Below are 12,667 nucleotides of genomic sequence, written 5' to 3' on the forward strand. Positions count from 1 at the left end.
GCGTTCAATCCCTCAAATCAGACTCATGAATCGGCTGCTCCCGGCTGGTCGCTCGCTGGTACTGCGCCGGCCAGGTCGCCTTGTTGCCGCCCAGGTCGTCATCGGCATGCAGCGGCCAGTACGGATCACGTAGCAGCTCGCGGGCGAGGAAGATCAGGTCGGCCTGCCCGGTGCGCAGAATGTGCTCGGCCTGGGCCGGCTCGGTAATCATGCCGACCGTGCCCGTGGCGATCCCCGACTCCTTGCGTACTTTTTCCGCAAAACGCGTTTGATAGCCAGGGCCAGTAGGGATCTCGGCATGCATGGACGTGCCGCCGGACGACACATCGATCAGATCGGCACCCAGGGTTTTCAGGCGCTTGGCCAGTTCCACCGTTTCATCCGGGTTCCAGCCATCCTCCACCCAGTCCGTCGCCGAAACCCGCACGAACAGCGGCAGCGACTCCGGCCAGACCTCGCGCACCGCCTCGGTGACCTGCAAGGTCAGGCGAATACGGTTTTCAAAGCAACTGCCATAGCTGTCACGCCGCTGGTTGCTGAGCGGCGAGAGGAACTGATGCAGCAGGTAACCATGCGCGGCATGGATCTCCACCACCTTGAATCCCGCCACCAGCGCACGTTTGGCGGCAGCGACGAAGTCGTCGATGATGTCGCGGATCTGCGACTCGTTCAGCTCGCTGGGCGTGGTGTGCTGCGGGTCGAAGGCGATCTTCGACGGCCCGACCGGCACCCAGCCGCCGTCCTCGGGCTTGACGCTGCCATGCTTGCCGATCCACGGCCGATGGGTACTGGCCTTGCGCCCGGCATGGGCCAGCTGGATGCCCGGGACCGAGCCCTGGGCCACGATGAAACGAGTGATGCGTTGCAGTGGCGGGATTTGCGCATCGTCCCACAGGCCCAGGTCCTGGGCGGTGATGCGACCCTCGGCGGTGACCGCAACGGCTTCGGTGATGACCAGCCCGGCACCGCCGACCGCACGGCTGCCGAGGTGCACCAGGTGCCAGTCATTGGCCAGGCCATCGACGCTGGAGTACTGGCACATGGGCGAGACGACGATACGGTTCGGCAGGGTCAACTGACGCAGGGTGTAAGGCTCAAGTAACAGACTCATGAGGGCACCTCTCCAGGACTCCGAATGGTGGACCGAACCGAGCGCTCGTTTTTCCCTTTGGCTCAGTGCCGGTCCTACAAAGCCTAGACCAGTTTCCTACCCCCAGATTCAGCGCGGTTCCATATGCGCGATCATCAGCTGCACCGTTTCCTGACCGCGGAACTCGTTTACATCGAGCTTGTAGGCCAGTTCGACCCAGCGCACCGTGGGGTTCGGCCAGACGTCGCGGTCGATGCCGAAGGCGATGCCGTCGAGCTTGACAGCGCCGCATTCGCTCTTGAGCACCACCTTGAGGTGGCGTTCGCCGACGACGCGCTGCTCCACCAACTGGAACACGCCATGGAACAGCGGCTCGGGGAAGTGCTGGCCCCAGGGCCCGGCGTGGCGCAGGGCGCGGGCCAGTTCGAGATGGAACTCTTCGACCGCCAGGGTGCCGTCGGACAGCAGGCGACCGGTCAGGTCCTCCTCGCGCAGTTGCCGGCGCACTTCTTCGTCGAAGGCCTCGGCGAAGGCCGGGAAGTTGTCGGCGGGCAAGGACAGCCCGGCCGCCATGGCGTGGCCGCCGAACTTGCTGATCAGTTGCGGATGACGCGCCGCCACCGCATCCAGGGCATCGCGGATATGAAAACCCGGCACCGAACGGGCCGAGCCCTTGAGCATGCCCTCGCCCGCGTCGGCGAAGGCGATGGTCGGGCGGTGATAGCGCTCTTTCAGGCGCGAGGCGAGGATGCCGATCACACCCTGGTGCCAGTCGGCCTCGAACAGGCACAGGCCGAACGGCATCGACTCCAGCGGCAGGTCCTTGAGCTGGGCCAGGGCCTCGCGCTGCATGCCCTGTTCGATGGACTTGCGGTCCTGGTTGAGTTCGTCCAGTTGCACCGCCATGTCCCGGGCCAGGGCCTCGTCATCGCAGAGCAGGCATTCGATGCCGAGGCTCATGTCGTCGAGACGGCCGGCGGCGTTCAAGCGAGGGCCGAGGATGAAACCGAGATCGGTAGACGTGATGCGCCGGTGATCGCGGCGGGCGACTTCGAGGATGGCCTTGAGCCCGGGACGGGCGCGGCCGGCACGGATGCGTTCCAGGCCCTGGTGCACCAGGATGCGGTTGTTGGCATCCAGCGGCACCACGTCGGCGACGCTGCCCAGGGCGACCAGGTCGAGCAGTTCGCCGAGGTTCGGCTGCGGCGTGTTGTCGTAATGCCCCAGGCCACGCAAACGCGTGCGCAAGGCCATCAGCACGTAGAAGATCACCCCGACCCCGGCCAGCGACTTGCTCGGGAATCCGCAGCCTGGCTGGTTGGGGTTGACGATGGCATCGGCCAGCGGCAACTCGTGGCCCGGCAGGTGGTGGTCGGTGACCAGCACCTTTAGCCCCGCGGCCTTCGCCGCCGCCACGCCCTCGACGCTGGAGATGCCGTTGTCCACGGTGATCAACAGGTCGGGTGTGCGCTGCAGGGCCACGGCGACGATTTCCGGGGTCAGGCCGTAACCGTATTCGAAGCGGTTGGGCACCAGGTAATCGACATGGGCCGCGCCCATCAGGCGCAGGCCGAGCACGCCGACACTGCTGGCGGTGGCGCCGTCGGCGTCGAAATCGCCGACGATCAGGATGCGCTGGCGCTTGGCCAGGGCCTCCACCAGCAGGTCCACCGCCGCGTCGATGCCCTTGAGCAAGGTGAAAGGCAACAGCCGCGCCAGGCTTTTGTCCAGCTCTTCGGCGCTCTGTACACCGCGCGCGGCGTACAGGCGGGTCAGCAGCGGCGGCAGGTCGCCAAGGAAAGGCAGGGTCGGGGGCAGCGAGCGGGGTTCGATACGCATGGACTGATGGCTCAACCGCGCTCGCCCAGCAACCACTCCAGCTGCACTTCGTGCTGCCCGCGATCATCGGTGACGAAGACGGTGCCTTCGCTGATCATCACGTCCCACTTGATCGAGCGCGGCATGTCGGTGGCCAGGGTTTCCAGGACGTCCTGGGGCACGGCGGCGATATTCAGGTTCTTCAGGTTCTTCACCGCATCCACCACCTTGTTCTGCCACACGCGCAGGCTGCCGTAGGCCAGCAGGCTGGTGCGCTCGGTGCGGCGCGAGCACCAGGTCAGGCGCTCGGCGTCCGGCTGGCCGACCTCGATCCAGTGCAGGATGCGGTCATCCAGGCTCTTTTCCCACAATGCAGCCTCATCGACATCCGACAGACCGCGACCGAACGACAGGTTCTCGTTGTACCAGAGCGCGTAGGCCAGCAGGCGTACGGCCATGCGTTCCTCGGTTTCCGAAGGATGGCGGGCGATGGTCTGCTTGACGCTCTCGTAGACGCCACGGTCAAGGTCCGTGAGGTTCAGTTCGAATTTGTAGGTGGTGGACGGCTGGGCCATGGGGACGGGCTTCTGGTAACGGGGAAAGTCGAGCAGTCTAACCGATGCGGCGGCAATCGACGACGCGCGGCCACGATCCTGCGCTGCAACAGTATCTGCGCCTGTCGCCCTGTGATAAAAACGAGCGCACCGTTCATTGCCCCGGATGCCTTATGTCGCTGCCCAGCAAACCCCTCGCCGGTCTGAAAGTCGTCGAACTCGGAACCTTGATCGCCGGCCCCTTCGCCTCGCGCATCTGCGCCGAATTCGGTGCCCAGGTCATCAAGGTCGAGTCGCCGGACGGCGGCGATCCGCTGCGCAAGTGGCGCAAGCTGTACGAGGGGACCTCGCTGTGGTGGTTCGTCCAGGCCCGCAACAAGCAGTCGCTGACCCTCAACCTCAAGCATCCCGAAGGCATTGCGATCCTCAAGCGCCTGCTCGCCGACGCCGACATCCTGATCGAGAACTTCCGCCCCGGCGTGCTGGAAAAGCTCGGCCTGGGCTGGGATGTGCTCAAGGCGCTGAACCCCGGGCTGGTGATGGTTCGCCTGTCCGGCTTCGGCCAGACCGGGCCGATGAAGGACCAGCCGGGCTTCGGCGCAGTGGGCGAATCCATGGGCGGGCTGCGCTATATCACCGGGTTCGAGGACCGGCCGCCGGTACGCACCGGGATTTCCATCGGTGACTCCATCGCCGCCCTGTGGGGTGTGATCGGCGCCCTGATGGCCCTGCGACATCGCGAGGTCAACGGGGGCGAAGGCCAGGTAGTGGACGTGGCACTGTACGAAGCCATCTTCGCCATGATGGAAAGCATGGTCCCGGAGTTCGATGTGTTCGGCTTCATCCGCGAGCGTACCGGCAACATCATGCCCGGCATCACCCCCTCCTCCATCCATACCAGCGCCGACGGCAAGCACGTGCAGATCGGCGCCAACGGCGATGCCATCTTCAAGCGCTTCATGCTCGCCATTGGCCGCGCCGACCTGGCCGAGGATCCAACGCTGGCCAGCAACGATGGGCGCGATGCCCGGCGCGACGAGCTGTACGGGGTAATCGACCGCTGGGCCAACAGCGTGCCGCTGGAACAGCTGATGCGCACCCTCAACGACGCCGAAGTGCCCGCCAGCCGCATCTATAGCGCCGAAGACATGTTCAGCGACCCGCAGTACCTCGCTCGCGAAATGTTCCTGCAGGCGAAGCTGCCTGACGGCAAGCCCTTCAGGATGCCGGGCATCGTGCCCAAGTTGTCCGATACACCGGGCTCCAGCGAATGGGTGGGACCGACGCTCGGCGAGCACACCGACCAGTTGCTCGCCGGCCTGGGCTACGATCCGGCCGCGATCGGCGCGCTGCGCGAGCAGGGTGCCATCTGAAAGCGCTGCTACGCAGTACCGGCCTCGGCTTGCTGCTCGGGGCCTTGCTGGGTATTTCCGGCGTGATCGAAGCCAGGGAGCGCCTGACCTGGCTGTTGCGCGACCTGCCGCCCTTGACCATCTTCGAAGGTTCGCAAAAGGGCCAGGGCGCGGTGGATCAACTGCTCGCCCGGTTGATCGAGCAAATGCCCGAATACGACCACAGCATCCTGCGGGTCAACCGGGCTCGCGCCATGCAGATGCTCGCCGAGCCCAGCTTCACCTGCGACCCGACCCTGCTGTGGACCCCGGAGCGGGCGAAATTCATTTATTTCTCGGTGCCAAGCATGGGTACCCTGAGCAACGGCCTGATCGTGCGCAAGCAGGATGCGGCGATGGTCGAGCCGTTCCTGGTGGACGGCAAGGTCGATCTGCAGCGCCTGCTGGCCAGCGGCTCGTCGCGCCTGGGCATGGTCGCCGAACGTAGCTACAGCCCGCCGGTGGACATGCTGCTCAAGGCCGCTCCGCCCGACACCCTGACCGCGCATTACGGCAACGACGCGATGCGCAGCCTGTTGCAGATGCAGCATCTGGGGCGCCTGAAGTGGTTGCTGGGCTATTGGCCAGAAGTCCGTTACCTCAGTGTCGAGTCGGACCAGCCGCTGGACGACCTGGCCTTCTATCCGATCCAGGGCATGGCCCAGTACCAGTTCATCCATGTTGGCTGTTCCGACACCCCGCAAGGACGCGAGGCCGTCAGCCATATCGACCGCTTGCTGCTGGAGATGCGCGAACAACGCCTGCCGTCGCTGTATGCCGCATGGCTCGACGAACAGACCCGCAAGAGCTACCTGGAGGACGCGCGGCATTTCTTCGTCGAGGACCATCCGTAGCGGGAAAAAAGAAACCCCGAACGGTGGGGAGCCCGATCGGGGTTAAACGCTGGCCCTTGGATGGCCTTGCGTAGAGGCGGTGCGCTGGCATCGGAGCAAAATGCCAGTTCGCCACCTGTATAACGTCTGAGTGTCGTCTGCGCCAAAGGTTCCCTTACAGGCTGGCCGACAACTCGCGCCCCTGCCGGGCATGCTGCCAGGCGGCGATCACGCAGGGCTGCAAGCGCCCCTCGGCGATGCGCAGGTCGCGCTGCAGGCCGTCTACCAGGTCCACCAGCAGGCGCTGGTCCTGCAACTGGCCGGCCGGTGTGGTGCGCTGCAAAATCTGAAAACCGTTCTCGTCACGTAACGACAGCGTGAAACTGCCCGTCCCCAAGGGCTCCAGGATGACCTGATAAGGTGCCAATGCTTCATTGAGCAACAAGCTGACAGATTCCATCTTGTTCACTTATTCACCTCGTTAGAACCAAGTGGTCTTTGACTGACCCCGCCAATCTCGAAAAAGTTCGACACCACGGGCTTTCACCAGGGGATCACCGGAGCATGCCCGGCAAAGATGACAGCTTGAACTGCCCTCCCTCGCAGCAATATCAAAAAGCCACTAACGATTCAAGCGACGCCTTGCTGGCCATTGGTCGAAGGCCCGCGGGCATCGATCCAATGGAGCAGTTCGCCGCCGGTCATCGGCCAGGCGATGAAACCGCCCTGCAGGCAGGAACCGCCAAGCCCCTGTGCGGCGTGCCAGTCGGCCAGGGTGTCGACATCCTCCACCACCACGTCCAGTGCGCTGCGCCGGGCCAGGATCAAGGCCGAGGCCACCACAGCTGCCTTCTTGCCATCCTCGGCCATGCCACGGACGAACTCCCCGGGAAGCTTCACCTCGCTGAGCGGCAGGTCGAACAGTTGCCGGAGGTTGGCGGCACCACGGCCGAAGCCGTCCAGGCACAATTTGCAGCCGAGCTGGCGCAGGTCCGCCAGGCGTTGCAAGTGCACCGCATCGAGATGGGCACAGTGGGATTCGGCGAGTTCGAGGGTCAAGGCACTGGCCGGCAGTCGATGCTGCAGCAGCAGGGCGCGCAAGCGTTCGGCGAACGTATCGTCGAGCAGGCTCGGCGTAGGCAGGTTCACCGCCACCGGCATCGGTCGCCGGTCTTCCAGGCGGATCGCCGCGCTGAGTGCCACGGCCTTTTCCAGCACATGCCAGGTCAGCATTTCCAGCAGCCCGGCGCCCTGCAGCGCGACGAAGAACTGGCCCGGGGTGAGCGAGCCCAGGGTCGGATGTTGCCAGCGTACCGAGGCTTCGACACCCAACAGGGTGCCGCCGGCATCGACCTTGGGTTGGTAGCGGACTTTCCATTGCTCCCGGGAATGGGCCAGTTGCTCCGGGGAAAGCCGGTTCAGTTCGAAGATTTGTGCAGTAGCTTCGGGCGCGGGCAGTTCGCCGATGCGTTCCAGGTAATCACTGAGCAAGCGATGCAGCAGCGCCCCGCTGGCCGGTTTCTGCACACAGCCGAGCAGGCGCAGGCCCAGTTGCGGGGCAAGTTCGGCGATGTTGTCGAGCAGCGCCGGCTCGGCGTCGCTGAGCACGATCACTGCCGAAGCCAGTCGGTGTTGCGCCAGGTAGCGGATCAGCGCCAGGCCGTCCGGGCCGTCCATGTACAGGTCGCAGATCGCCACGTCTACCGGACCACGGCGCTCCAGCATCTGCATGGCCGCCGCAACCGACTCGGCGACAAGCACATCGAACACGCCATTGGCATTGAGCATCTGGTGCAGGGCCATGAGCTGAAAGGGATGGTCTTCGAGGATCAGGACCTTGAGCGAATGCATTGGGCAGGCCTCCGTGATGGCACGAAGCTGCGACTCTAGGGAAAGTGTGCGAGGCGACCTATAGGAAAAATCCGAAAGAACGGTGAATATTTCCGACTGGGGATCTGACGGTAGATCAGGAAATGGCTGCCTTGTGCGCTTGGCCTCATCGCTGGCAAGCCAGCGCTCATAGAACAAGACATAACTCTTTGATTTGCAAGGCCCCTGTGGGAGCGGGTTTACCCGCGATTACGTAGGTGAATTCACCATAGCAATCGCGGGTAAACCCGCTCCCACAGGGTACGCGTCGTGCCTTGGAACTGTTCTCTGTACGACAGCGCAGCCCGAAAGGCTGGGCGGACTCCCACAGGTCCTGTGAATGCCGCACCTTGTGTGGCTGGCTTGCCGGACCGCTGCACCGCAGTGATGAGGCCAGCGATTCGCCGGCACTCACGCATTAAAAAGCCCGTCACTGAGAACGGGCTCTCTTCACCGCGTACCGCTTACAGCGGCTTGCCACGATTGCCGTGCTGGCTTACGAAGGCCTGGACCTTGCCCAGGTCATTGGCCAGTACGGTGCACTTTTCCTCCCGCGAGAACAGGTCTGCCAGGTGCGCTGGCAGTTCCAGTGCCTTGCCGACACCTGCCTTTTCCACCGCTTCCGGGAATTTGACCGGATGCGCCGTGCCGAGCACCACCATCGGGGTGTCCAGGCTGCGGCGGCATTCGCGGGCGGCCTTGACGCCAATGGCGGTGTGCGGGTCCAGCACTTCGCCAGTCTGGGCGAAGACCTCGGCGATGGTTTCGCAGGTCTGTGCGTCATCCACGGCCAGGGAGTCGAACAGCTTGCGCGCTTCGGTCCAGCGATCCTGCTCGACGCTGAAGCCACCACCCTGCTTGAAGCTGGCCATCAGCTCGGCGATCGCCGCGCCGTTGCGGCCGTGCAGGTCGAACAGCAGGCGCTCGAAGTTCGAGGAAACCATGATGTCCATGGACGGCGACAGGGTCGCGTGCAGGGTTTCCTTGACGTACTGGTTGCCGCTCATGAAGCGGTGCAGGATGTCGTTGCGGTTGGTGGCGACGATCAGTTGGCTGATCGGCAGGCCCATGTTGCGCGCCAGGTAGCCGGCGAAGATGTCGCCGAAGTTGCCGGTCGGCACCGAGAACGCCACGGAACGGGCCGGGCCGCCGAGCTGCAGGGCCGCGTGGAAGTAGTAGACGATCTGGGCCATGATCCGCGCCCAGTTGATCGAGTTGACCGCCACCAGGCGGGTGCCCTTGAGGAAGCCCTGGTCGGCGAAGCTGGCCTTGACCATTTCCTGGCAGTCGTCGAAGTTGCCTTCGATGGCGATGTTATGGATGTTCTCGCCCATGATGGTGGTCATCTGGCGGCGCTGCACTTCCGACACACGCTGGTGCGGGTGGAGGATGAAGATGTCGACGTTGTCGCAGCGACGGCAGCCTTCGATGGCCGCGGAACCGGTGTCGCCGCTAGTGGCACCGATGATCACCACGCGCTCGCCGCGCTTGGCCAGGACGTGGTCCAGCAGGCGGCCGAGCAGTTGCAGGGCGAAGTCCTTGAACGCCAGGGTCGGACCGTGGAACAGCTCGAGCACCCACTCATTGCTGTTCAACTGGCGCAGCGGTGCCACTGCGGCGTGGGCGAACTCGCCGTAGGTTTCTTCGAGGATCTTCTTGAAATCGGCATCGGCGATGCTGCCGGTAACGAACGGACGCATCACCCGGAACGCCAACTCGTGGTACGGCAGGCCGGCCCAGGAAGCGATCTCTTCCTGGGTGAAGCGCGGCAGGTTTTCCGGAACGTAGAGGCCACCGTCACTGGCGAGGCCCGCCAGCAGGACGTCTTCGAAATTCAGGGCAGGAGCCTGGCCACGGGTACTGATATAGCGCATTTGGGCAAACCTATGATTCAAGCGGCGGGCCTCGGCCCGCCGCAGACGATTAATTGAGCTGTTCGACGCGGATCCGCACGACCTTGCCGACCACATCCTGCAGGGCTTCCAGGGCGACAATGGCATCGTTCATGCGCTGCTCCTGCACCTCGTGGGTAAGCAGGATCATCGGTACCAGGCCGTCCTGTTCCTCGACGTCCTTCTGCATGATCGATTCGATGTTGATGCCACGCTCGGAGAGGATGCTCGCCACCTGGGCCAGTACGCCCGGGTGGTCCTTGGCCTGGATGCGCAGGTAGTACGCGGTCTGGCAGGCTTCGATCGGCAGGATCGGGTGGGCGGACAGCGAGTCCGGCTGGAAGGCCAGGTGCGGTACGCGGTTTTCCGGGTCGGAAGTCATGGCGCGAACCACGTCCACCAGGTCGGCGACCACCGAGGAAGCAGTTGGCTCCATGCCGGCGCCGGCACCGTAGAACAGGGTCGAACCGGCGGCGTCGCCGTTGACCATCACCGCGTTCATCACGCCGTTGACGTTGGCGATCAGGCGGTCGGCCGGGATCAGCGTCGGGTGTACCCGCAGCTCGATGCCGGCGGCGGTGCTGCGTGCAACGCCGAGGTGCTTGATGCGGTAGCCCAGGGCTTCGGCGTAGTTCACGTCGGCGGTGGTCAGCTGGGTGATGCCTTCGGTGTAGGCCTTGTCGAACTGCAGCGGGATGCCGAAGGCGATGGACGCGAGGATGGTCAGCTTGTGCGCGGCATCGATGCCTTCGACGTCGAAGGTCGGGTCGGCTTCGGCGTAACCCAGGGCCTGGGCTTCGGCCAGCACGTCAGGGAAGGTACGGCCCTTCTCGCGCATCTCGGTAAGGATGAAGTTGCCGGTGCCGTTGATGATGCCGGCAACCCAGTTGATGCGGTTGGCCGACAGGCCTTCGCGGATCGCCTTGATCACCGGGATGCCACCGGCCACGGCCGCCTCGAAGGCGACGATGACGCCCTTCTCGCGGGCGCGGGCGAATATTTCGTTGCCGTGCACCGCGATCAGCGCCTTGTTCGCGGTGACCACGTGCTTGCCATTGTCGATGGCCTTGAGCACCAGGTCGCGGGCCACGGTGTAGCCGCCAATCAGTTCAATGACGATATCGATATCGGGGTTGCTCGCTACCTCGAACACGTCAGCGGTAATGGGGGTACCGGTAATCTGGCAGTTCGGGTTGGGCGAACGCATGGCAATCTGTGCCACTTCGATTCCACGCCCGGCGCGGCGGGCGATTTCCTCGGCGTTACGCTTAAGTACATTGAAGGTTCCGCCACCGACGGTCCCCAACCCACAGATGCCTACTTTGACCGGTTTCACTGTGAACTCCCCATTGAACGGCCAGCCCCTCGGCCAGCCGTGAAAAAAGCCGTCTCCCCATGAAGACGGCCCACTGATTGATTACATTACTTGGCGCCGGCCAGGGCCAGCGCGGCCACTTGCTTGGCCGGCTGGTAGCCCGGGATCACCTGGCCATCCTCGAGGACGATGGCCGGGGTGCCGTTGACACCGATCGACTGACCCATGGCGAACTGCTTGCTCACCGGGTTCTCGCACTTGGCGGCCTTGATTTCCTTGCCGCCGATCATCTTGTCGAGGGCCGAGTTGCGGTCCTTGGAACACCAGACCGCCTGCAGCTGTTCATCACCCGGCGAGCCGAGGCCCTGGCGCGGGAAGGCGACATAGCGCACTTCGACACCGAGCCTGTTCAGCTCGGCGACTTCCTCGTGCAGCTTGTGGCAATACGGGCAGGTGGTGTCGGTGAAGACGGTGATATGCGACTTGGCTTGGCCCTTGGCCGGATAGACCACCATGTCCGAGGTCGGAATGCCGTTGATGGTCTTGGCGATGCCGGCACGCTCGGCCTTCTCGGTGAGGTTCACCGGCTTGCCGTCCTTGACCTGGTACAGGTTGCCCTGCACCACATACTGGCCGTCAGCACTGGCATACAGGACCCGACCGCCCTGCAGCTTGACTTCGTACAGGCCGTTGAACGGGCTCTTGTCGATGCTCTCCACCGGGATGTCGGAAGCCAGCGACTTCAGCGTGTCGCGAATCGCCTTGTCGGCCTCGTCGGCCACGGCGAACGAGGTGACCAGCGCCAGGGCGGCGGCCGCGAGGGTCTGGATCAAGCGCATGAGGGGAAAACTCCTTGCATAGGACCGGAATAGGGACGCCCGTGCTGAAAACGCGGGGATTTCGCCGGCCCAGGACGTGAACATTGAAAGACTACCACATTCACTGCCCTGTACACGGGCCGTCGAGAAGCCGAATAGCGGCTAGCCGCGTGGATGATGACGGGCATGCAGCTCCTGTAGGCGGGCCTTGGCGACATGGGTATAGATCTGGGTGGTGGAGAGATCGCTATGGCCCAGGAGCATCTGCACCACCCTCAGGTCGGCGCCGTGGTTGAGCAGGTGGGTGGCAAAGGCGTGGCGCAGGGTGTGCGGCGACAGCGTCTTGCCGATACCGGCGACCTTCGCGTGGTGCTTGATACGGTGCCAGAAGGTCTGGCGAGTCATCTGCTCGCCGCGCTGGCTGGGAAACAGCACATCACTGGGCTGCCCATTGAGCAGGTCGGCCCGCCCATCGCGCAGGTAGCGCTCGATCCACAGCACCGCCTCCTCACCCATGGGCACCAGGCGCTCCTTGCTGCCCTTGCCCATCACCCGCAGCACGCCCTGGCGCAGGTTGATCTGGTCGAGGGTCAGGCTAACCAGCTCGGTCACCCGCAGGCCACAGGCGTAGAGCACTTCGAGCATCGCGCGGTCGCGCTGGCCGATGGCTTCGCTGAGGTCCGGGGCCCGCAACAGGGCTTCGACATCCGCTTCGGACAAGGACTTGGGCAGTGGTCGCCCCAACTGCGGCATGTCCACCTGCAGGGTCGGATCGACCTCTATCAGCTTTTCCCGCAGCAAATAACGATAGAAACCACGCGCACCGGAGAGGAAACGCGCCGTGGAACGGGGCTTGTATCCCTGGTCCAGGCGCCATGCCAGGTGATCGAGGATCAGCTCGCGGCCGGCGTCTGGCAGGGCGATGCCCTTGTCCTGCAACCAGCCGTTGAACAGGGCCAGGTCGCTGCGATAGGAGGCACGGGTGTTGTCTGAAAGGCCTTTCTCGAGCCACAAGGCATCGAGAAACTGGTCGATCAGGGGATGGTCGATGGCGGGCATGACAACTCGGAAAACACAGGATGAAAAC

General features: G+C 64.2%; 11 protein-coding genes. 2 read left to right on the plus strand and 9 right to left on the minus strand.

Annotated features, from left to right (window positions below; genetic code table 11):
- Window positions 1-4 precede the first annotated feature (4 nt).
- The 3 genes from ACKLLE_RS22920 to ACKLLE_RS22930 form a co-directional block, all read right to left on the minus strand.
- A complete protein-coding gene (locus ACKLLE_RS22920; protein WP_009403615.1) occupies window positions 5-1,111 on the minus strand; it encodes an NADH:flavin oxidoreductase/NADH oxidase in 1,107 nt (368 codons plus the stop codon).
- Window positions 1,112-1,219: 108 nt separating this feature from the next.
- Complete coding sequence (recJ, locus tag ACKLLE_RS22925; RefSeq protein WP_064301717.1) at window positions 1,220-2,929, minus strand: single-stranded-DNA-specific exonuclease RecJ; 1,710 nt, start codon at window positions 2,927-2,929, stop codon at window positions 1,220-1,222.
- An 11-nt stretch (window positions 2,930-2,940) separates the two neighbouring features.
- The gene (locus ACKLLE_RS22930) at window positions 2,941-3,483 is read right to left on the minus strand and encodes a YaeQ family protein (protein ID WP_420059146.1); all 543 of its coding nucleotides are present in this window, start codon (window positions 3,481-3,483) and stop codon (window positions 2,941-2,943) included.
- A 152-nt stretch (window positions 3,484-3,635) separates the two neighbouring features.
- Between ACKLLE_RS22930 and ACKLLE_RS22935 the strand changes: the two genes are divergently transcribed.
- Complete coding sequence (locus ACKLLE_RS22935; protein ID WP_009403609.1) at window positions 3,636-4,835, plus strand: CaiB/BaiF CoA transferase family protein; 1,200 nt, start codon at window positions 3,636-3,638, stop codon at window positions 4,833-4,835.
- Between the two features lie 29 nt (window positions 4,836-4,864).
- Entirely contained in the window at window positions 4,865-5,707 is an 843-nt protein-coding gene (locus ACKLLE_RS22940; protein ID WP_420059147.1) for a TIGR02285 family protein, read from the plus strand.
- Window positions 5,708-5,861: 154 nt separating this feature from the next.
- On the opposite strand, the gene ACKLLE_RS22945 is transcribed toward ACKLLE_RS22940, so the two are convergent.
- From ACKLLE_RS22945 to xerD, 6 genes are all read right to left on the minus strand, one after another.
- Entirely contained in the window at window positions 5,862-6,155 is a 294-nt protein-coding gene (locus tag ACKLLE_RS22945; RefSeq protein ID WP_420059148.1) for a DUF3509 domain-containing protein, read from the minus strand.
- 161 nt (window positions 6,156-6,316) lie between these two features.
- On the minus strand, window positions 6,317-7,537 hold the full coding sequence (locus ACKLLE_RS22950; protein WP_420059149.1) for an EAL domain-containing response regulator: 1,221 nt from the start codon (window positions 7,535-7,537) through the stop codon (window positions 6,317-6,319).
- Window positions 7,538-8,019: 482 nt separating this feature from the next.
- The gene (gene thrC / locus ACKLLE_RS22955) at window positions 8,020-9,429 is read right to left on the minus strand and encodes a threonine synthase (RefSeq protein ID WP_009403601.1); all 1,410 of its coding nucleotides are present in this window, start codon (window positions 9,427-9,429) and stop codon (window positions 8,020-8,022) included.
- Between the two features lie 49 nt (window positions 9,430-9,478).
- A complete protein-coding gene (locus ACKLLE_RS22960) occupies window positions 9,479-10,783 on the minus strand; it encodes a homoserine dehydrogenase (RefSeq protein ID WP_009403600.1) in 1,305 nt (434 codons plus the stop codon).
- Between the two features lie 86 nt (window positions 10,784-10,869).
- Window positions 10,870-11,601 carry a bifunctional protein-disulfide isomerase/oxidoreductase DsbC gene (gene dsbC / locus ACKLLE_RS22965; RefSeq protein WP_420059150.1) on the minus strand — a complete coding sequence of 244 codons (732 nt, stop codon included), beginning with the start codon at window positions 11,599-11,601 and terminating at the stop codon, window positions 10,870-10,872.
- 141 nt (window positions 11,602-11,742) lie between these two features.
- Window positions 11,743-12,639, minus strand: a complete 897-nt coding sequence (xerD, locus tag ACKLLE_RS22970; RefSeq protein ID WP_420059151.1) for a site-specific tyrosine recombinase XerD — start codon at window positions 12,637-12,639, stop codon at window positions 11,743-11,745.
- Between the last annotated feature and the right edge of the window lie 28 nt (window positions 12,640-12,667).

This window comes from Pseudomonas bharatica (assembly GCF_048586865.1).
Lineage (GTDB): Bacteria > Pseudomonadota > Gammaproteobacteria > Pseudomonadales > Pseudomonadaceae > Aquipseudomonas > Aquipseudomonas bharatica.